The sequence below is a fragment of the Nonomuraea sp. NPDC050680 genome, from assembly GCF_040654555.1.
Lineage (GTDB): Bacteria > Actinomycetota > Actinomycetes > Streptosporangiales > Streptosporangiaceae > Nonomuraea.
In genome coordinates this window covers 975,418-995,211 of record NZ_JBFAIF010000002.1, presented here as the reverse complement: position 1 = coordinate 995,211, position 19,794 = coordinate 975,418, and the positions used below count along the sequence as shown (strand labels likewise).

Sequence of the window (19,794 nt, the reverse complement as noted above, 5' to 3'; positions counted from 1 at the left end):
TCATTTCGTACTTGCGGTTGACGTCAATCCAGGGGGTGTCATTCGTATTTGCGGTGGAATTCGATCCGCGAGACGGACACCACCTGGTGACCGTGCGTGACGACCTCGATGGGCGCGGGGTGGCCCAGGAACATCACGAGGCTCGCGGTCATGCCGTAGGCGCCCGCGTTGGGGATGGTCACGACGTCGCCGGGGGCCAGCGGGGGCAGCGAGACGTTCCTGGCGAGGATGTCGCCGGGGGTGCAGAGCGGGCCGACCAGGGTCGCGGGCGACCGTTCGCCGTCGGGGGTGGCGCCGTTGAGCCCCACCGAGACCGGCAGGAGCCTCCCCAAGCCGGACATACCGCCGAGGGTGTTGATGCCGGCGTCCAGGATGACGAATCTGCGGCCGCGGCTCTCCTTGATGTTGACCACGGTGCAGACCAGCGTGCCGCAGTCGCCGGCCAGGTAACGGCCGGACTCGCAGGCGATCTCGGGCGTGCCCGCCCGCCAGCCGGAGAACTCCGCGTCGAGCACCGTCTCCAGCCCGGCGCGCAGGCCGCCGTACACGGGCCGCTCTCCCCCGGTGAGGTACGGCGCGGCGAATCCGCCGCCGATGTCCAGCAGGCGGATCGGCAGGCCCGTCTCCCGCTGCAGGCGCGCGGCCACCGAGATGGTGTGGCCGAACTCGGCGACGAGACTCTCCTCGTCCTTGGAGTTGCTCAGCGAGAACAGGTGCGCCCCGGCCAGCCGGGTGCCGGGCACCGCCCGGAGCTCCGGCATCAGGGCGGGGATCATCTCCTCGTCGAAGCCGAACTGGGAGGGCGCGCCGGTCATCCGGATGCTGGTGGCGGCGCCGGGCTCGGCGCTGTTGACGCGCAGCAGGCAGTCCGCGATCACGCCACGCCGGGCCGCGACCTGCCCGACGTGCCACAGGTCGGTGGGCGACTCGACGGAGAACAGGCGGACGCCGCCGTCGACGGCGACCTCCAGTTCCTCGGTGGTCTTGCCCGGTCCGGTGAGGAGCACCTCGGAGCCGTCGAAGCCCGCGGCGAACGCCGCGTTCAGCTCGCCGGTCGAGCTGATCTCGGCGAGCGCGCCGCCGTCGCGCAGTGCTCGCGCGATCTCCGGGTGCGGGTTGGCCTTGAAGGAGTAGAACAGCGAGAACCCGCCGGGCAGCGCCTGGCGCAGGTCCTTCTGCGCGGCGGCGACGCGCTCCAGGTCGTAGACGTACAGCGGGGAGCCGTAGCGGGCGGCGAGCTCGGCGTACCAGTTCACGCGTGACCTCCGTCGAGCAGCAGGGCCAGCTGTTTGCGCTCGTTCTTGCCGTTGAGCGTCAGCGGGAAGCGGGGCAGGACATGACAGGCCGCCGGCACCTTGGCGGGTTCGAGCCGCAGTTTCAGCGCGTTCAGCACGCTGCTGGGCGTCAGATCGGCCTCGACGAAGACCACGAGGTCACGGCCGTCGGCCGGGGGCAGCACCACGGCCGCGCGGACACCGGGGACGTCCATGGCGGCCGCCTCGATCTCGGTCGTGCTCATCCGGGTGCCCCGGCGTTTGAACATGTCGTCTCTGCGGCCTTCGAAGTACAGGTAGCCGTCCTGGTCGAGCCGGCCGTAGTCGCCGGTGTGCAGGCGGACCTCGCCGGTGACCGGGTCGCGGCGGTAGGCGCGCGCGGTGAGCTCGGGGTCGCGCCAGTAGCCGGCCATCACGTTGGGACCGGCGACCACGATCTCCCCGGTCTCCCCGGCCGGCAGCGGCCGGCCCGCGCTGTCGAGGATCTCCACCCGGGTGCCGGGCAGCGGACGGCCGACCGCGCCGGGCCGGTCCCGGTCGAGCTCCGGCTCCATGATCGTGACGCGCTTGCACTCGGTGATGCCGTACATGCGCACCACCCGAGCGCCGGGAGCGCAGGCGCGCAGGCTTCGGATGGTCGCCTCCGGCAGCGCGGCCCCGGTGTTGGTGAACATCCGCACCTTCGACACCGAACCGGTCGCCCGCCGGGCCAGGGTCGCGATCATGCCGCCCAGAGAGGGGACGACGGGCACGACGGTCGCGCCGGCGTCGCTGATCTGGCCCAGCAGGGTCAGGTCGGATCCCTCCTCGGCCAGGACCAGCTCGGCGCCGCCGAGCGCGGCGAGGAAGATCTGGTAGAGGCCGTAGTCGAAGGACATGGGAAGCCGGCAGAAGACCACGTCGTCCGGCTCGTACCCGAGCACCGCGTTGATCGCCGAGGCGGCGAAGGTGACCTGCGCGTGCGGGCAGATCACCCCCTTGGGCGCGGCGGTGCTGCCCGAGGTGTAGATCAGGATGGCGACGTCCGAGGGCAGAACCTTGACCGGCTCACGCGGGGCCGGCTCATGCGCGGCCGGCTCATGCGCGACCGGCTCATGCGCGACCGGCTCATGCGTCGACTGCCCCACCAGCTCCTCGACCTCGGGCCAGAAGTCGTCGAGGTCGCGCACCAGAACAGTGGCGACGTCGCGCATGGCCTCGCCGCCCCCGATGACCAGCGTGGGCTCCGCGTCCTGCAGGACGGAGCGGAGATGGAAGGCCTTCATCTCGGGGTGCAGCGGCACGAAGACGGCGCCGAGCCGCGAGATGCCGTAGACGATGGGCACCGTTTCCCGCCGGTTGGGCAGCTGAACGATGACCCGATCCCCCGGGCCCACGCCACTGGCCGCCAGCCGGCGGGCGACGGCGTGGCTGAGCTCGCCGACCCGCTGATAACTCCACGCACCGTGCGCGTCGCGGACCGCGTCGCCCTCGGGTCTCGCGTCCATGGCCTCGTCGAGCAGATCGTGGATGAGGCCCGATCGAAGAAACCGCGTCCCGTCCATTATCGTCCTCCCGCCCGTGTGGGAAAAGGAATTTCCAGGAATGTCGATCAATGAAAAAGCAAATCACTGAAAATTTATCCCGAACCCTGATTTCCAATAGACCCCTACCGACCCCCTAAAGCGCCCCTCCCCTCTTCCGCGACCCGCTCACGTTTACCCACCAGACCCGCGGCCAGCTCCCGCAGACCCGCTCTGTCGACTTTTCTGTTGGGATTCAGCGGCAGCTCGTCGAGATAGCGATAGTGCCGCGGAATGAGACCGGCCGGCAGCGTCTCGACAAGCCGGGTGGTGAAATCGGTGGGCGGCAGCCGAATGCCGGTGTAGAACACGACGGGCACGGCGGTGCCATGGTGTTCGGCACTCACGGTGACCGCGTCCGCCACTCCGGCGACGCCGCGTACGGCGTGATCGATCTCGGCCAGCTCGACCCGCCAGCCGTGCACCTGCACCTGGGCGTCGGCTCTGCCGAGGTAGACGAGTTCGCCATTGTCCGCGACCCGGACGCGGTCGCCGGTGTTGTACCAGGTGCGGCCGTCCCTCTCGACGAATCGGCCCTTGTCGTCGGCCGGATCGAGATACCCCGGCGTCAGCTGCGGCCCGGTGATCCACAGCTCCCCCTCGTCGTGGACGGTCCGGCCGTCCTCGTCCACCAGGAGGTGGCCGTGGCCGGGATGCACCGCGCCGATCGGGGACAGGCCGTTGACGCAGCGGCCGGGCGAGGTCTCCCCCGACCAGCGGTGACCGGTGATCGTGATCGTCAGCTCGGTGGGGCCGTAGAGGTTCTCCAGGATGGACGCGCTCGCGGCCCGCTGCCAGTCGGTCGCGTCCGCGCACTTCAGCGCCTCGCCGGCGAAGAAGCTCCAGCGCAGGGTGGGCATCGCCCCCGCGCCGAGCCCGCCCGTCCTGCGCACCAGGGAGATCGCGCTGGGGGTGGAGAACCACACGGTGATCCCCTGCTCGGCCAGGTAGCGGGGCAGGTCGCCGTACGCGTGCGGCGGCACGGCCACCGCGGTCCCGCCGGCGGCCCAGGCGCAGAACAGGTCGAACATCGCGCAGTCGAAGGTCAGGTCGAAGGTCTGCGAGAACACGTCGTCAGGGGTGAAGTCGTAGCGTCCGGCCAGCAGTTGGAAGTAGTGCGCCGTGTTCCCGTGGGTGATGGGCACCCCCTTGGGACGGCCCGTCGACCCCGAGGTGAACAGCACGTACGCGGTGTCGGCGGGGTCGACCGGCCGCGGCGCGGCCAGCGCCCGCCCGCCGCCGAGCGCGTCGGGGGTGAGGACTAGTACGTCCACTCCCTGGGCACGGAGCTCCGCCGCCCGCTTCTGGCCGCGGTCGTCGACGATCAGCGCCGACACCCCGGCGGCCTCGATCATCTGGCGCGTCCTGGCGGCCGGGAAGTCGGGCTGGAGCGGCACCACCGCCGCGCCCGCGTAGAGGCCGGCGAGGAGGCCGGCGTAGGCCGTGCCCCCCTTGTCCGCCAGAACCCCTACGGCGCCGAGCGGGCGGGGCGAGGCCCGCAGCAGCGCGCCGGCCCAGCGCAGAGCCGACCGGTGGAGCTCGGCGTAACTCGCCGTGTCCGGCCCGGCCCGGAAGGCCGGCCGCTCGGGCGCCATGCCCAGACCGCGCAGAAAATGCGCGTAGAGGGGTCGTGAATAATCTGCGCTCATCTGAACCACCCATGATGGACATTCGCCTTGCCGCCGGATAGCGTCGGCGCCGTGGGCTCTTTCGCGATAACCCGAGATTCGCGATAAGGAGAAAGGAAATCAGCTGTCATGTGGGATGCCCGTTTCGAAGAACTGCTGCGGCCGCTTCTGCCATTTCTGCCGCCTGATGACAAGCTCCCCGAAAATGCGGATCTCCCCGGCCTCGGCCTCGATTCGCTCGGCATCGTCGAGCTGCTGGCCGCGCTCGAGGAGACGTACGGCGTGCGATTCAGGGACGAGGCGCTGACGAAGGAGACGTTCGCGACTCCGGGCACACTCTGGAAAGTCCTGTCGGGGATTCCCGCGACCTGACCGACCGCCGCCCGACCGGCCGCCCGCCTGATCGACCGGCGCCTGACGAGGTCCACGGGGCCTCGTCAGGCCGAGGGGACCGAGGGGACCGAGGGTCGCGGCAGCACCGCCATCCTCGGGTTCACCGGGACCACGGTGAAGCTGCGCGTGGTGATCGGCACCCGGCCGAACATGGCGTCCTGACCGCTGACGACGACCTTCGTGACGTTGAGCCGCCGCATCGTGGCCACCACCTCGGGCCAGCGCAGCGGCCGGACGAAGCCGTCGAGCACCATGGCCCGCACGCCCGCCGCGCCGGTCAGCAGGCTCCCGTCGTGATCGTCGACGACCGGCAGCCGCGGGTCGGTGAAGCGCAGAGCGCCGAACACCTCCTCCTCGGCCCTCTTGCGCAGCGGCTGCAGCACGCCCGCGTGCATGGGCGGCCGCATCCTGTACAGCGGCAGCCCGCCGAGCGCCCGGATCCTGCCTTCCAGCCGCGCCGCCTGCCGCTCCCGCACCGTGACCATGTAGAAGTCGTGGTCGATGTAGCAGGAGACGTCGTGCCATTCCCCCAGCTCGCGCAGTTCGGCCAGCAGCTCGCGCAGCTTCTCCTCCGGAACGCGGACGAAGGAGCAGGTGACCAGGTCACGGTGCTCGTGCGTGAAGTAGTCCGCCGTACAGCGGGCCAGCTCCGCGGTCATGCGCACGGCGTCGGGGAACGACAGCGCGCCCGAGTAGGCGGCGGCCGCCTTGCCGCCGAAGCTCGGGCCCGCGCACACGTGCGGGGCGATGTCCAGCGTCCGCTCGGCCCACTCGGCCAGGGCCAGGCTGTTCACCAGGAACGCCACCTGGGCCGCCTCCGAGTAGTCGTCCTCGGAGTCGCGGAAACGATCGGCCAGCGAGTAGCCGAGCACCTCGTCGGCGCGCGCGACCAGCCGCCGCGCGACGGGGTCGCCGAGCATGAACGCCTCGACGTCGGTGAACCGGGTGGGTCCCATCCCGGGGAAGACGATCGCGGTGCGCATGTCCACTTCACTCACCCAGGCCCTTCAGGAAGTCGATCAGCACCTGGGTGAACCGTTCGGGCTCCTCCAGGTGCGGCGTGTGGCTGGACTCCTCGAAGACCTCCCATCGCACGTCGGGGATGAGGTCGAAGTACGGTCGCACGGTGGCGGGCGTGGCCTCGTCGTGCCGCCCGGAGATGAGCAGCGTGGGCACCTGGATGTCCGCGACGCGGTCCTCCACGCCCCAGTCACGCAGCGAGCCGATCACGTGGAACTCGCTGGGGCCGTTCATCGCGTAGTAGACCGTCGGGTCGTTGTAGATCTCCATGAACGTGGCGACGAACTCGCGCGGCCAGGGGTCCAGGGTGCAGACGTGCCGGTTGTAGAAGACCATCATCGCGTCGAAGTACTCCTGGGAGTCGGTCGTGCCCGCGGCCTCGTGCCGGCGCAGCGTCTCGTCGACGCCGTCGGGCAGCCGGTCACGCAGTACCCGCATCTCACTCAGCCAGAGCCGGTAGGAGGCGGGGGCGTCGGCGATCACCAGGCCGCGCAGGCCGTCCGGTCGCGCCGAGGCGTGCAGGGCGGCCAGCATGCCGCCCCACGACTGGCCGACCAGCACGTAGTCGTCACGCAGGTCGAGCCGGCGCAGCAGGTTGTCCAGCTCGTCGAGGAACAGCCGCGGCGTCCAGAACTCGGCCCCCTTGTCGGGCAGATGGGTGGAGCCGCCGTTGCCGAGCTGGTCGTAGTGCACGACGGGCCAGCCGTGCTGGGCGAGGACGGCCAGGCCGACCAGATAGTCGTGCGTGCTGCCGGGGCCGCCGTGCAGGACGACGACGGCCGGACGGCCCGCGCCGCCCGGCTCGCCGGTGATCCGGTACCAGGTCCGGTGCTCGCCGAACGGCACCGTGCCCTTCGTATGGACGGCGGCGGGCGCGCTCACCAGCCCCGCCTGACGGTGTCCGCGATGTGCGCGCGCTGCTCCTCGGTGACCCACCAGCCGACGGGCACGCACACGACGCGCGGGGCCACGTGGTCGAGGCCGGGCAGCAGCGACGCGTACGGGCGCATGACCGTGTGCAGGTCGTTGCGCTCGTGCACGTTGCTGACCATGATCCCGGCCTCGTCCATGCGCTTCATGAAGCCCTCGCGGTCCTCCACCTTCATCGGATAGATCCAGAAGGAGGACTGGCGGTCGGCGGCCCGTTCGGTCAGCTCGACGCCGGGGACGCCGGCCAGCTCCCGGTCGTAGAAGGCGGCGTTGGCACGGTGCCGGGCCACCACCTCCTCCGCCCACGCCAGATTGGCCAGGCCGATCGAGGCGTTGATGTCGTTCATGTGGAACTTGAAGCCCCACTCCGTGACGTCCGGCGGGTTGCGCAGCCGGTCGGCCGTACGGTCGATGCCGAACCAGCGCAGCCGCTCGGCGCGCCGGCGCAACTCCTCGCTCGGCAGGACGAGAGCGCCCCCGTCGCCGCAGGTCAGGTGTTTGATGGCCTGGAAGCTGAACACGCACAGGTTGCCGTGGCTGCCGACGGGCGCGCCGCGGTAGGTCGCGCCCCACGCGTGCGCGCAGTCCTCGATCACCGGCGGGCGGAACCCGAATCTGGCCTCGGCCAGGTCGAGGATCGCGCTGAGACGGTCGAGGTCGAGGGGGTAGCCGCCGAAGTGCACGATCATGATCGCCCGTGTCTTCGGCGAGATCTTGCGGGCCAGGTCGTCCAGATCGACGTTGAGGGTGGCCGGGTCGATGTCCACCCACTTGACGCGCAGCCGGTTGGCCATGATCGCCCAGTTGGTGGCCTCCATGGTCAACGGCGTGGACAGTACCTCGCCGCCGTCGTCGTCATCCTCGCGGGCGACCATGTGCAGGGCGAGGTGCAGGCCCGCCGTGGCGCTGTTGACCGTGACCACCTCGTCCCGGCCGATCCGCCCGGCGAGCGCCCGCTCGAACTCCTGGACCTTGGCTCCCTGGCCGATGCTGCCGCTGCCGATGACCTGGGCGGCCATGGCCGGCGCCTCGGGAGACATCGCCACCCGGAACAGTGGGATCATGAGCCGTCACCTCGTCAGCGTGAGATCGTCGAGTTCGGCGTACAACGCCCGGCACTCGGCGAGGGTGGGCAACAGTCCGAGTTCCTGGGCCTCGCGCAGGGAAGGCGCCGCCGCGTCCTTGTCGGAGCGCACGGGCGCGGGCTCGGTGGGCCAGGGCAGGCCGAGCTCCGGGTCGAGCGAGTTGATGATGACCTCCGAGCCCGGCGACCACGTGCTCGAGCACATGTACACGACAGTGGCCTCGTCGGTCAGCGGCGCGAACCCGTGCGCCAGCCCTTCCGCCAAGTACAGGGCGTGCCGGTTCTCGGCGGTCAGTTCGACCGCGACGTGTTCACCGTAGGTGGGCGAGCCGACGCGGATGTCGAGCACGATGTCGACGATGCCGCCCTGCGCACAGCTGACATAGCGGGCCTGGCCCGGCAGCGCGATGGCATGCATGCCGCGGATGGTCCCGCGCCGGGACAGCGAGCAGTTGAGCTGCGCGACCGACAGCCGATGGCCCACCGCCCGTTCGAACACCGGCTGGCTGAACACTTCGAGGAAAACTCCCCGATGATCGGAGTGGACGTCCGGAGTGATCAGGAAGGCTTTCTCCACGCCAAGCTCGGCTATCTCCATGCGCATGCCTTTCAGACATAGGAAATCTGGCCGTACGTCGAAATGACGGCACCATGATTGGCCGCTGGAGACGCGCGAAACAACCCCTACCGGCCCCCCTAGCGACAACTATGGGCGCAATATGCGATAAAGCCATTATTTTTCGGAACGTTCCCGCTCCGCAGGGCCGGCGTCGTCGGCCGGACGACCCGGATGCGCATGGATACCGGGCCTGACGTGCGGACGTGATCGCGTCGGTGGCGGCTTCGCCCGCGCGGCCGCGCTGCGGAACAGCCCCGAGACGACGCCGTTCACCCTCGCTCAGCAACGCTACAGGGCGCTTAGGGGGACTGGTAAGGGTTGTGTGGAGTTAGCGCGTAGATAAGCCTATTTTCAGCAGTCTGCTGGAATCCATCGGAAAAGTCCTCAGCGTTGGCGCTGGAGGTAGGAAACATGCGGGAAACAATAAATTCAACCCTGCATGAGAACGGGAGACGGCGTTGACCGCCACACCGATCACGCAGGAACACTTCCCGCTCGATCAGCGCGCGCCGGCCGTACGGCTGGCCCGGCTGCTCGACGCCGACTCGGTGGTGCCCCTGCACGACCCGGACGCCAGCGGCGTGTCCGCGGCCAGTGGCCGCATCGCGGGCCACAAGGTGATCACCTTCTGCACCGACCCGGCCAACATGGGCGGCGCGCTCGGCGCCGCGGGCTGCGACAAGATCGTGTCGGCCATCGACGCGGCGCTGCTCGAAGGCTGCCCGGTGATCGGCCTGTGGCACTCCGGCGGCGCCCGGCTGGCGGACGGCGTGGAGTCGATGGACGGTGTCGGGCGGATGTTCGCCGCGATGACCCGCGCCTCCGGGCGCGTGCCGCAGATCTCCGTCATCCTGGGCCCGGCGGCGGGAGCCGCCGCCTACGGTCCCGCGCTCACCGACATGGTGATCATGTCCAGGGCCGGCCGGATGTTCGTGACCGGCCCCGACGTCGTGCGGTCCGTCACCGGTGAGCAGATCGACATGGAGTCACTGGGCGGGGCCGAGACGCACAGCCGCAAGTCGGGCGTGGCGCACATCGTGGTCGACTCCGAGAGCGACGCGTACGAGGCCACGCGCCAGGTGACCCTGCTGCTGGCCCATCGCGCCCGCATCGAACCCCGCCTCGCCACGGCCGGCAAGGACCTGCGCTCACTGCTGCCGGAGCGGGCGCGGCGGGCCTACGACGTGCGCCCGCTGGTACGCGAGATCCTCGACGAGGACACCCCCTTCATGGAGCTCCAGCCGCGCTGGGCCCCTAACGTCGTCGTCGGCCTCGGCCGCCTGACCGGTGGCAGCGTCGGCATGATCGCCAACAATCCGCTGCGCATGGGCGGCTGCCTCGACTCGCTGAGCGCCGAGAAGGCCTCGCGGTTCGTCCGCATGTGCAACGCGTTCGGCATTCCGCTGATCGTGCTCGTCGACGTTCCCGGTTACCTGCCCGGCGTCACCCAGGAATGGGGTGGCGTGATCCGGCGGGGCGCCAAGCTGCTGCACGCCTTCGCCGAGGCGGCGGTCCCCCGCGTCACGCTGGTCACGCGCCAGTCGTACGGCGGGGCCTACATCGCCATGAACTCCCGCTCGCTCGGCGCGTCCGCGGTGTTCGCCTGGCCGGAGGCGAAGATCGCGGTGATGAGCGCGGAGGCCGCGGTGGGCATCCTGCACCGCAAGCGCCTAGCCGCCGCGCACGACGACGACGAGCGCGCGGAGCTGCGGCAGCGGCTCATCGCCGAGCACACCCTCGTCGCGGGAGGTGTCGCCCGCGCCGTGGCGCTGGGCGTCGTCGACGAAGTGATCGACCCCGCGCAGACCCGGCCCAAGCTCGCCATGGCGCTCGCGGCGGCCTCGGCGACACGAGGACGTCACGGCAACATCCCGCTGTGACCGGCTGACCACCACATCAAGAGGAGTGACATGGATCCCATGGCCGAGGCCCTGCTGGGCGGAGCCGCGCCCGGCGACCTGGCGAAGATCGCGTTGCCGAAGGAGTATCCGGCTTCTTACCTCCGGGTCGAGGACACCGAGATGTTCGCCGGCATGGAGGACAAGGACGTGCGCAAATCGCTGCGCGTCGGCCTGGTGCCCATGCCGGAGCTCGCGCCGGACGAGGTCGTGGTGGCAGTGATGGCCAGCTCGATCAACTACAACACCGTCTGGTCGGCCACCTTCGAGCCGCTGCCGACCTTCGGCTTCCTCAAGCGCTTCGGCAGGACGGGCTCGTTCGCGGCGCGGCACGACCAGCCGTACCACGTGCTGGGTTCCGACGGAGCCGGGGTCATCGTCGCGGTCGGCGCGGGCGTGCGACGCTGGCAGGTCGGCGACCACGTCGTGATCAGTCCGATCCAGGCCGATGACCAGGAAGCGGCGACGCACGACGACGGCATGCTCGGCGCCGAGCAGCGGGTCTGGGGATTCGAGACCAACTTCGGCGGGCTGGCGCACTACACCCTGGCGCGGGCCAGTCAGCTGGCGCCCAAGCCGGCGCACCTGACCTGGGAAGAGGCAGCCTGCGTCACGCTGTGCGCGGGCACGGTCTACCGCATGCTGGTCAGCCCCCGGGGCGCCCGGATGAAACAGGGCGACATCGTCCTCATCTGGGGCGCGGCCGGCGGCCTCGGCGCGTACGCCGTGCAGATGGTGAAGAACGGCGGCGGCATCCCAGTGGGAGTCGTCGGCTCGGACTCGAAGGCCGAGATCCTGCGCAGCCTCGGCTGCGACGTCATCATCAACCGCAACGAGATCGGGATGACCGACGACATCGACAGCACGCCCGAACAGGCGATCGCGCTGGGCAAGCGCCTGGGAGCGGCCATCCGCGCGGCGGTCGGCGAGGATCCGCACATCGTCATGGACTACGTGGGCAGGGCGACGTTCGCCACCTCGGTGTTCGTGGTGCGCCGGGGCGGCGCGGTCGTCACCTGCGGCTCCAGCACCGGATTCCAGCACCACTACGACAACCGGTATCTCTGGATGCACCTCAAGCGCATCATCGGCAGCCATGCGGCGAACCTGCAGGAGGTGCGGGAGTGCGTGCGGCTGTTCGACCTCGGGATGGTGATGCCGACCCTGTCGACGGTCTATCCGCTGGACGAGGTCGCGGAGGCCACCCGGCTGGTGCAGACCAACGGCCACATCGGCAAGGTCGGCGTGCTGTGCATGGCGCCCGAGTCCGGACTGGGCGTCACCGACCCCGCGCGGCGCGCCGAGATCGGCGAGCAGCGGCTCAATCCGCTACGCGGCCTGGCGGACGCCGCCCCCGCGGCGCTGGCGTAGGCGTGGCTTCCAGGAGAAAGCGGAGCTGACAGTGGCCGGACACACTACGGGGATCCTGGCGACCGGTTCGTACCTCCCCGGGGAGGAGATCGCCAATGAGGATCTGGCGGAGCGGGCGGGCGTCGACGCGGAGTGGATCCTACGCAAGACGCAGATCGGGTTCCGCCGTCGCGCCGCGGCGCACGAGGCGACCTCGGACCTCGCCGTACAGGCCAGCCTGGACGCGTTGCGGCGCGCCGACATCGACGTGGCCCGCATCGGCTACATCATCGTGGCGACCTCCACCGGCGACTTCCCCCAGCCTCCGACGTCCTACCTCGTGCAGGACGCGCTGGGCGCGCGGTCCGCCGCCTGTTTCGACATCAACATCGTCTGCAGCGGGTTCGTGTACGGGCTCGCCATCGCCGACAGTCTCATCGCGCGCCGCCCGGACACCTACGCCCTGGTCATCGGCGCCGACCTGTACAGCAGGCAGCTCGACTTCACCGACCGCCGCACCTCCGTGCTGTTCGGCGACGGGTCCGGCGTCGCCATCGTCGGCGCGGTGCCCGAGCCCTCGGGGTTCATCGACTTCGAGCTGTCCAGCCACGGTGCCGACCATCGGCTCATCGGCATCAAGGCGGGCGGCAGCCGGCATCCGGCTTCCCCCCAGACCGTCGCGGACGGCGAGCACTACTTCAGGATGGACGGTCGCGGAGTGACGGAGTTCGTGCTGGAGCACGTGCCGCCCGCGATGAAGAGCCTGGTGGACCGCGCCGGGTTCGGGCTGGACGAGATCGACACGTTCGTCCCTCATCAAGCGAACGGCCGCCTGCTGACGGAGCTGGTCGAGCGCTGCGGCCTCACCGGCTCGCACACCCCGCGCACACTCGAGAGGTACGGCAACTTGGGCAGCGCCTCCGTGGCCGTCGCGCTCGATGAGGCGAATCGGTCAGGAATCCTCAAACAGGACGATCTCGTCTTGCTCGCCGGCTTCGGCGGCGGGATGTCGGTGGGGGCCTGCCTGCTCCGCTGGACGACCAGAGCTTGAGGACCAGAGCTTTAAGGACCAGAGCTTTGACGACCAGAGCTTTGACGACCAGAGCTGGACGACCAGAACATGACGGCCAGAGCAGCACGGGAGGCGAGATGACCCAGTTCGACAGGATCGGCATCGTGGGATGCGGGGTGATGGGCTCCGGCCTCGCCGACGTGTGCGCCCGCGCGGGCCTCGACGTGCGGGTGGCGGTCTCCACGGAGGCGTCCGTGGCCCACGGGCGGCGGCGCCTGGTCAGGTCACTCGACCGCGGCCTGCGCAAGGGGACGATCACCGAGGAGGAACGGGACGCGGCGGTCGGCCGCGTCGTCTTCACCGCGGATCTCAACGATCTCGGCGATCGGCAGATCGTCTTCGAGGCCGTCCCCGAGACGGAGTCGACCAAGCTCGACCTGTTCGGCGCGCTGGACAAGATCGTGGAATCTCCGGACGCCATCCTGGCGTCGAACACGTCGTCCATTCCGATCATCAGGCTCGCGCGCGCGACCGGCCGGCCCGGCCAGGTCATCGGCGTGCACTTCTTCAACCCCGTTCCCGTACTGGCGCTGGTGGAGCTGACCGGGTCGCTCCTCACGACGGATCAGACCAAGGCGCGGGCCGAGGCGTTCGTCACCGGAACGCTCGGCAAGCAGGTGATCCACTCAGCGGATCGTGCGGGATTCGTGGTGAACGCCCTGCTGATCCCCTATCTCCTGGCGGCCATGAGGATGGTGGAGTCCGGGTTCGCCACCGCGGAGGTCGTCGACCGGGGCATGGTGCTGGGGTGCTCCCATCCGATGGGCCCGCTGAGCCTGGCCGACCTGATCGGGCTCGACACGGTGGCCTCCATCGCGGACGCGCTGTACACCGAGTTCAAGGAGCCGAGCTACTCACCGCCGCCGGTCCTGTTGCGCATGGTGGAGGGCGGTCTGCTGGGCAGGAAGTCCGGTCGCGGCTTCCACCACTATTCGTAGACTCTTCTCGCACGTAGGGCTTATGGGCCCGCAGCGGCCCGCGCGGGCCTCGTTCAGCATCCCGCCCGGGCCGTGGGCCGCGTTCAGCGCGTCGCTCCGGCCGCGTTCAGGGCGCCGTTCAGCGCGTCGCTCGGGCCGCGTTCAGGGCGCCGTTCATCCGGTCGACGATGAGGGCGATGACCTCCGCCGCGTGCTCCCCGAGATAGAAGTGATCACCGGGGAACGTTCGCAGCTCGAATCCGGCCGTGGTGTGGTCGCCCCATGCCCGGGCCTCATCGTGGTCGACCTTGGGATCGTCCTCGCCTCTGAGAGCGAAGACAGGACAGGACAGCCTCGGCCCGGGCAGGTAGCGATAGGTGTCCACCGCCCGGTAGTCGCCTCTGAGCGCCGGCAAGATCGCCCGCACGAACTCGTCGTCGCCGAGCACCTGCGCGTCGGTGCCGCCGAGACCGCGCAGCTCGGCCAGGAGCCATTCGTCCGAGCGCCGCCCGGCGAAGCCGGGGCGCAGCGCCGACGGTGCCGGCCGCCCTGACGCGAACAGCGCCAGCGGATACGTACCCTCCCGTTCGAGCCTGCGGGCCACCTCGAAGGCGACGGTCGCGCCCATGCTGTGCCCGAACAGCCCCACGGGCATACCGGTCCACGGCCGCAGCATCTCCACGACGCGATCGGCCAGCTCCCCGATGCTCTCGACGCACGGCTCACCGCGCCGGTCCTGCCTGCCGGGGAACTGGACCGCCAGGACCTCCATCGAGGCCGGCGTCATCCGAGAGACCGGGAGATAGAAGCTGGCCGAGCCGCCGGCGTGCGGCAGGCAGACGAGCACGGACGACGCCTCGGGCGATGGGTGGTAACGCCGGATCCAGGCTTCACCGGTGTTTACCGCGTCACTCACAGCAATCCCTTTCTCGGCTTGTTTTTCGGGCCGGCGCAAATCAAGAAAAGCAGGTGACTTTATCTACGGAACTTCACCTCGCACTGCACCGCGCGGTGAAATCTCTCGGTAGCCGCCCACATTCGGCCGACCCTCTTTGCGGTGAACAGGAGAATAACTCATTCAGCCTTGCCGTGCGCACAAGGACACCCCTAGATTCATCCGCCGAGTAAGGGCCATTGAGGGGTTTCGATAGTCCACATCGGGTAGGCGACCTCGGCGTCCCAGCCCGAAACCGCAGGCCACCGTGACGAAATGATGAAATAGCCGAGACGCAATGTGATGAAATCTACCGCCACTCCCCAGGGTTGTCCAAATGTATTGACAAGTGCCGTGGCGGCCGTAGGAGAATGTTTCTCAAGGGTCTGTGCAAGGATCGGGCTGGAGCACGATCCCTCATACCGCGTTAGGGGACGAACGGGAATCACGATGACCCTCATCGAGCGTGACCACGAAATCACGGATCTGGACAACCTGCTCACCGATTGCCTACAAGGCAAGGGACGGGTCATGGTGATCACCGGACCCACCGGAGTCGGCAAGACCGAACTCGCCTACACCTTCAGCCAGCGCGCCGCCGCGGGCGGCGTCACCTGGTTGAGCGCGACCTGCTCACGAGCCGATCGCAACCTGCCGCTCGGGATGGCCAGCCAGAGCTTTCACAGCGCGGCGCTGCCGATCGAGCACGCCTCGGAGGCGGCCCGGCTGATCGAGGAGGCCGCCTTCAGCGCGAAATCCATCGAAACCTCGGCGCACAATCCCGACTGGCTGCACACCATCCAGGGACTGTGGTCGATAGTCCTGGAACTCTCCACGAGTGCGCCGGTGCTCATCACCGTCGACGACGTCGAATATTCCGATGCATTGTCGTGGCAACTCCTGCTCAATTTCGTACAGCGACTCAACAATGCGAACGTATTCGTCGTCGTGACCGCGACCGAGAATCCGCAGGGCATGGATCCGCTCATCGAAGTGGACCTCATGCGCCATCCGCACTGCCAGCACATGAGATTGGGCACGCTTTCCCAGGAAGGCGTCACGAAGATGCTCTGCAAATCCATGGACCAGGATACGGCGGAAAAACTCGGTCCTGATTTCCATGCGGCCGGCGGCGGCAACCCCCTACTAGTCGAGGCGTTGGTGGAGGACTATTTACACGAGTCCGGCGAATCTCATTCGCTGGTCATCGGCGATGCCTTCTCCAGGTCGGTGCGCGCCCTTCTCCATCGCACCGACCCGACCTCGCTGCGCACCGCTCGCGGTCTTGCCGTGCTCGGCGACCTCGCCTTTCCGAACCTCCTTGCCGAATTAATCGAACTTCCGCCGGCGACCGTGCAACAGACCCTCAACCATCTCGCCGCCGTCGGAATCACCGATGGACAGCACTTCTGCCATCCTGAGACCCGCTCCGCCGTGCTCGACGACCTCGACGCCGAAGAGCGCAAGGAGATGCACCGGCGCGCCGCCCGGCTGCTCCACGCGGAGGGGGCGGCGAGCACCGCGGTCGCCGAGCACCTCATCCACGCCTCCGACTGCCCGGAGCCATGGGCGACAGTGGAGCTGCGGGAAGCCGCCGACCAGACGCTGCTCAACGACGAGCACGAGTTCGCGATCCAGTGCCTGAAACTGGCGATCGCCTTCTGTCACGACGACGCGCGCCGCGCGTCCCTGCGGGCCTCGCTCGCGCGGGCGGAGTGGCTGATCAACCCCGCGGGCACCACCCAGCATCTCGACCACCTGATGTCGATCGCGCGACAGGGCGGACTCGGGTTCGACGACCTTCGCATGCTGCTGAGGTTCTTCCTATGGCACGGACGACTTGAAGAAGCCGGGGAGGTGCTTCGGCGGCTGAACGCCGTGGCCGCCGAATCGGGCGAGAAAGACACGCGGATGCGGCTGGAAGTCACTCATCAGTGGTTGTCCACCGCCTTTCCCTCGCTTCTCCCCGAGGTCGCGGACGCCCCTTCCGGCACCCCCAAGCCGGGAGCCCCCGGCGTATCTCCCCTTCAGGGGGCCGCCCTATTGTCACGCTTCCTGCGAACGCAGGAGAATGAGCAAAAGATCGATACCGCGGAACGCGTCCTCCAGTCCACCACACTGGACGACTCGAACCTTGAAGCCGTAGAATCCTCACTTTTCACATTGCTCTACTCCGATCAGGCGGATCGGGCGGCACCACTCTGTGATGTCTTGTTCGAAGAAGCCGTCCAACGGCGCTCCCCCACCTGGCGCGCCGTGCTGGCCGGCGTCCGGGCGCACATCGCCATTCGCCACGGAGATCTAGCCATTGCCGTTAAATATGCCTCGATAGCGTTGGACGTACTACCGCGCCGGAGCCTGGGGATTCATATCGCCCTGCCGCTGGCCGCCTTGATTCGGGTCAACACCGAAATGGGGAAGTTCGACGTCGCGGCGCGCCTTCTGCGGCATCCCGTACCCACGGCGATCTATCAGACCCGGTTCGGGCTGCACTATCTCCAGGCACGGGCCCATTTCCACCTGGCGACGGGCCTTTCGCACGCGGCGCTCAGCGACTTCTTGAGCTGCGGGAGGCTGATGCGGGCCTGGAACCTCGACACTCCCGTGCTGGTGCCCTGGCGGCAGGGCGCGGCCGCCGCGCACCTGCAGATGGGCCAGCCGAACCAGGCGAGAGGCTTCCTCCAGGAGCCCTATGATCTGCCCGGCGGCGACTCACTCAGGGCGAGAGGGGCCACGCTGCGACTGCTGGCCGCCATCGGCGACCTCAAGAAGCGACCGGCCCTGCTCAGGGAGGCCGTGGACATGCTCCAGGACGCGGGGGACCGCCTGGAGATGGCGTACGCGCTCGTCGATCTGACCCATGCCTTCAACGAGATCGGCGAACTCCACAAGGCCAGGATGATCGGATACTGGGCCGACAGGGTGGCCGACGAGTGCCAGGCCGAGCCGCTGCGCTGGGCCGTACGGCAGGACGATCCGGCCGAGCAGGAGGCGGAGACCCCGGAGAGCATGGGCCTGCTGAGCGACGCCGAGCAGCGGGTCGCCTCCCTCGCCGCGCTGGGCTACACCAACCGGGAGATCTCCCGGAAGATCTACATCACGATCAGCACCGTCGAGCAGCATCTGACCCGGATCTACCGCAAGCTCAACGTGCGTGGCAGAAGAGACCTGCCCTCGCAGTTCTCCTATGTCGAACTCCGCTGATCCCGCATCGCCTGATCGGGGCTCTTCTCCTCGATGGACACCCGCCGGAGCTGGATGGTGGCCAGGATCGCCGTGGCCACCAGGACGGCGGTGCCCGACAGCGCGGCCACCCGCATGCCCTCGGTGAAGGCCGTACGCGCCGCCTGGAGAAGGGCCCCCTGCGCGGGGCCCGACAGCTGGGCCGCCACCTCGACCGCCCCGCCGAGCGTTTCACGCGTCGTCTGGGCGGCCTCACCGGGCAGGTCGGCGGGCACCTCGAACGTCGAGCGGTAGATCAGGAGCCCCAGACTGCCCAGGACAGCGACGCCGAGCGCGGCGCCGAGCTCGGTGCCGGCCTCCAGCACCGCCGACGCCGAGCCGGCCCGCTCCGGCGGCGCCACCGCGATCACCAGGTCCGAGGCCACCGCCTGTACGGCACCGAGGCCCACGCCCAGCAGGCCCAGTCCGATCACGAGTGTCCGCACGCCCGGCTCGCCTTCGAGTTGCGAGAGCACCGCGAACCCCAGACCGGCGACGAACATGCCGCCGCCGATGACGAATCCGGGACGGATCCAGCGCACCACCACCACGGCCAGCATCGACCCGACGAGGGCCATCCCCGCGGCGGGCAGCGTCAGTATCCCCGCGACGAACGGGCGCAGCCCCAGCACCAGCTGCAGGTACTGGGCGATGAAGTAGAACAGTCCCATGAGGGCGAAGATCGCGAGCGTGCTCGTGATCAGCGAGACGCCGAATGCCCGCTCCGCGAACAGGCGCAGGTCGAGCATCGGGTCGGCCAGCGCGCGCTGCCGCCAGATGAACGAGGCGCCGGCGGCCAGGCCCACGGCCATGGCCAGCGCGGCCGTCGGGGTCAGACCCTGCTCGGCGATGTCCTTGACCCCGTAGACGATCGGGAGCACGGCCACCAGCGACAGCGCGGTACTCAACACGTCGAGCCGGCCCGCCCGCGGATCGCGATACTCCGGCAGCAGGATGGGACCGAGCACCAGCAGCAGGACCATGATCGGCACGTTGATCAGGAACACCGAGCCCCACCAGAATCTCTCCAGCATCCACCCGCCCACGATCGGGCCGAGCACACTCCCTCCGGAGAACCCGGCCGCCCAGATCGCTATGGCCAGCCGGCGCTGCCGCGACTGGTGGAACATGTTGCGGATCAACGCCAGGGTGGACGGCATGAGCGTGGCGGCCGCCGCCCCTTGCAGGGCGCGCAGGACGATGAGCATCTCGGCGCTGGGAGCGTAGGCGGCCGCGGCGGAGGTGATGCCGAAGACGGCGGCGCCGAGGAGCAGCAGGCGCCGGCGGCCGATCCTGTCGCCGAGCGTGCCCATGACGAGCAGCAGCCCCGCCAGCCAGAAAGCGTAGATGTCGACGATCCAGAGCAGTTCGGACCCGCTCGGCTTGAGATCCGCGCTGAGGAAGGGCAGCGCGAAGTAGAGGACCGTGACGGTGATGGAGATCAGCAGGACGGGGAGGACCAGAACGGCCAGTCCCACCCACTCCCGTCGTCCAGCGGTCGTCGAAGCCGTTTCCATCCCACACTCCTCGGATAGCGTGTACGCGTGCATACGACGTACTCAGACCTGCCTTCGACCGGCTTCAAGATCTTTGTCGAGGAATAAATTCCGACAAAGCGACACCAGCGGGTATATATCACGCAATTTTGGTGGCGGTCGGAGGCATTTCATCACACTTGTTGATCAGTTTCATCACGACTTCGTGTGATATAATTTCACTACATATCAATATGCGCGTGACAAAATCTGTGAGGCCAGATGCTCACCTGCGCACAATGCGGCAGACCGTTGTATGCCGCACCTCGGGGGCGACGTCCGCGATACTGTTCGCGGTCGTGCCAGGCTCGGGCGTACAGAGCGCGTGTGGCGGCACGTGCCCTGCCCTGTTCCGA

General features: G+C 68.8%; 15 protein-coding genes. 6 read left to right on the top strand and 9 right to left on the bottom strand.

Translation table 11 applies throughout. The annotated features are described in order from the left end of the window. Nucleotides 1–38: 38 nt before the first annotated feature. The 3 genes from AB0H88_RS10945 to AB0H88_RS10935 all read right to left on the bottom strand — a co-directional run bounded on the left by AB0H88_RS10945 (nucleotide 39) and on the right by AB0H88_RS10935 (nucleotide 4,485). On the bottom strand, nucleotides 39–1,256 hold the full coding sequence (locus AB0H88_RS10945) for a type III PLP-dependent enzyme (RefSeq protein ID WP_357643100.1): 1,218 nt from the start codon (nucleotides 1,254–1,256) through the stop codon (nucleotides 39–41). After that, the gene (locus AB0H88_RS10940; RefSeq protein WP_357643099.1) at nucleotides 1,253–2,818 is read right to left on the bottom strand and encodes an AMP-binding protein; all 1,566 of its coding nucleotides are present in this window, start codon (nucleotides 2,816–2,818) and stop codon (nucleotides 1,253–1,255) included. Before AB0H88_RS10940 ends, AB0H88_RS10945 begins: the two co-directional genes overlap by 4 nt. 104 nt (nucleotides 2,819–2,922) lie before the next feature. Next, nucleotides 2,923–4,485 (bottom strand): AMP-binding protein, encoded by a 1,563-nt coding sequence (locus AB0H88_RS10935; RefSeq protein WP_357643098.1) that lies wholly within the window; start codon nucleotides 4,483–4,485, stop codon nucleotides 2,923–2,925. Nucleotides 4,486–4,593: 108 nt separating this feature from the next. Between AB0H88_RS10935 and AB0H88_RS10930 the strand changes: the two genes are divergently transcribed. After that, nucleotides 4,594–4,836, top strand: a complete 243-nt coding sequence (locus tag AB0H88_RS10930) for a phosphopantetheine-binding protein (RefSeq protein WP_357643097.1) — start codon at nucleotides 4,594–4,596, stop codon at nucleotides 4,834–4,836. A gap of 65 nt (nucleotides 4,837–4,901) precedes the next feature. Here AB0H88_RS10930 and AB0H88_RS10925 read toward each other — a convergent pair whose 3' ends face one another. From AB0H88_RS10925 to rfbC, 4 genes are read right to left on the bottom strand one after another with little or no spacing between them, the layout of a single operon-like run. Next, on the bottom strand, nucleotides 4,902–5,855 hold the full coding sequence (locus AB0H88_RS10925) for an ACP S-malonyltransferase (RefSeq protein ID WP_357643096.1): 954 nt from the start codon (nucleotides 5,853–5,855) through the stop codon (nucleotides 4,902–4,904). After that, complete coding sequence (locus tag AB0H88_RS10920) at nucleotides 5,848–6,759, bottom strand: proline iminopeptidase-family hydrolase (RefSeq protein WP_357643095.1); 912 nt, start codon at nucleotides 6,757–6,759, stop codon at nucleotides 5,848–5,850. The genes AB0H88_RS10925 and AB0H88_RS10920 overlap by 8 nt, the downstream gene beginning before the upstream one ends. After that, nucleotides 6,756–7,871, bottom strand: a complete 1,116-nt coding sequence (locus tag AB0H88_RS10915; protein ID WP_357643094.1) for a DegT/DnrJ/EryC1/StrS family aminotransferase — start codon at nucleotides 7,869–7,871, stop codon at nucleotides 6,756–6,758. The genes AB0H88_RS10920 and AB0H88_RS10915 overlap by 4 nt, the downstream gene beginning before the upstream one ends. A 6-nt stretch (nucleotides 7,872–7,877) precedes the next feature. Further along, nucleotides 7,878–8,495 (bottom strand): dTDP-4-dehydrorhamnose 3,5-epimerase, encoded by a 618-nt coding sequence (gene rfbC, locus AB0H88_RS10910; RefSeq protein ID WP_357643093.1) that lies wholly within the window; start codon nucleotides 8,493–8,495, stop codon nucleotides 7,878–7,880. Between the two features lie 473 nt (nucleotides 8,496–8,968). Here rfbC and AB0H88_RS10905 point away from each other — a divergent pair, with 473 nt between their 5' ends. The 4 genes from AB0H88_RS10905 to AB0H88_RS10890 all read left to right on the top strand — a co-directional run bounded on the left by AB0H88_RS10905 (nucleotide 8,969) and on the right by AB0H88_RS10890 (nucleotide 13,768). Further along, nucleotides 8,969–10,390, top strand: a complete 1,422-nt coding sequence (locus AB0H88_RS10905; RefSeq protein WP_357643092.1) for a carboxyl transferase domain-containing protein — start codon at nucleotides 8,969–8,971, stop codon at nucleotides 10,388–10,390. A gap of 30 nt (nucleotides 10,391–10,420) precedes the next feature. Further along, on the top strand, nucleotides 10,421–11,779 hold the full coding sequence (gene ccrA / locus AB0H88_RS10900; RefSeq protein WP_357643091.1) for a crotonyl-CoA carboxylase/reductase: 1,359 nt from the start codon (nucleotides 10,421–10,423) through the stop codon (nucleotides 11,777–11,779). Nucleotides 11,780–11,810: 31 nt separating this feature from the next. Continuing rightward, nucleotides 11,811–12,809, top strand: coding sequence for a ketoacyl-ACP synthase III (locus AB0H88_RS10895; protein WP_357643090.1), 999 nt, complete (start codon nucleotides 11,811–11,813; stop codon nucleotides 12,807–12,809). A 98-nt stretch (nucleotides 12,810–12,907) separates the two neighbouring features. Continuing rightward, entirely contained in the window at nucleotides 12,908–13,768 is an 861-nt protein-coding gene (locus AB0H88_RS10890; protein WP_357643089.1) for a 3-hydroxybutyryl-CoA dehydrogenase, read from the top strand. Nucleotides 13,769–13,886: 118 nt separating this feature from the next. On the opposite strand, the gene AB0H88_RS10885 is transcribed toward AB0H88_RS10890, so the two are convergent. Next, on the bottom strand, nucleotides 13,887–14,663 hold the full coding sequence (locus AB0H88_RS10885) for an alpha/beta fold hydrolase (protein ID WP_357643088.1): 777 nt from the start codon (nucleotides 14,661–14,663) through the stop codon (nucleotides 13,887–13,889). A gap of 468 nt (nucleotides 14,664–15,131) precedes the next feature. Between AB0H88_RS10885 and AB0H88_RS10880 the strand changes: the two genes are divergently transcribed. Continuing rightward, on the top strand, nucleotides 15,132–17,885 hold the full coding sequence (locus AB0H88_RS10880; RefSeq protein WP_357643087.1) for an AAA family ATPase: 2,754 nt from the start codon (nucleotides 15,132–15,134) through the stop codon (nucleotides 17,883–17,885). On the opposite strand, the gene AB0H88_RS10875 is transcribed toward AB0H88_RS10880, so the two are convergent. After that, on the bottom strand, nucleotides 17,867–19,420 hold the full coding sequence (locus AB0H88_RS10875; protein WP_357643086.1) for an MFS transporter: 1,554 nt from the start codon (nucleotides 19,418–19,420) through the stop codon (nucleotides 17,867–17,869). The genes AB0H88_RS10880 and AB0H88_RS10875 overlap by 19 nt on opposite strands. Nucleotides 19,421–19,794 lie beyond the last annotated feature (374 nt).

Coding starts and splice junctions, on each gene's coding strand:
- AB0H88_RS10940 (WP_357643099.1), bottom strand. CDS start 2,818: ATGGACGGGACGCGGTTTCTTCGATCGGGCCTCATCCACGATCTGCTC.
- AB0H88_RS10935 (WP_357643098.1), bottom strand. CDS start 4,485: ATGAGCGCAGATTATTCACGACCCCTCTACGCGCATTTTCTGCGCGGT.
- AB0H88_RS10930 (WP_357643097.1), top strand. CDS start 4,594: ATGTGGGATGCCCGTTTCGAAGAACTGCTGCGGCCGCTTCTGCCATTT.
- AB0H88_RS10915 (WP_357643094.1), bottom strand. CDS start 7,871: ATGATCCCACTGTTCCGGGTGGCGATGTCTCCCGAGGCGCCGGCCATG.
- rfbC (WP_357643093.1), bottom strand. CDS start 8,495: ATGCGCATGGAGATAGCCGAGCTTGGCGTGGAGAAAGCCTTCCTGATC.
- ccrA (WP_357643091.1), top strand. CDS start 10,421: ATGGATCCCATGGCCGAGGCCCTGCTGGGCGGAGCCGCGCCCGGCGAC.
- AB0H88_RS10890 (WP_357643089.1), top strand. CDS start 12,908: ATGACCCAGTTCGACAGGATCGGCATCGTGGGATGCGGGGTGATGGGC.
- AB0H88_RS10880 (WP_357643087.1), top strand. CDS start 15,132: ATGACCCTCATCGAGCGTGACCACGAAATCACGGATCTGGACAACCTG.
- AB0H88_RS10875 (WP_357643086.1), bottom strand. CDS start 19,420: ATGGAAACGGCTTCGACGACCGCTGGACGACGGGAGTGGGTGGGACTG.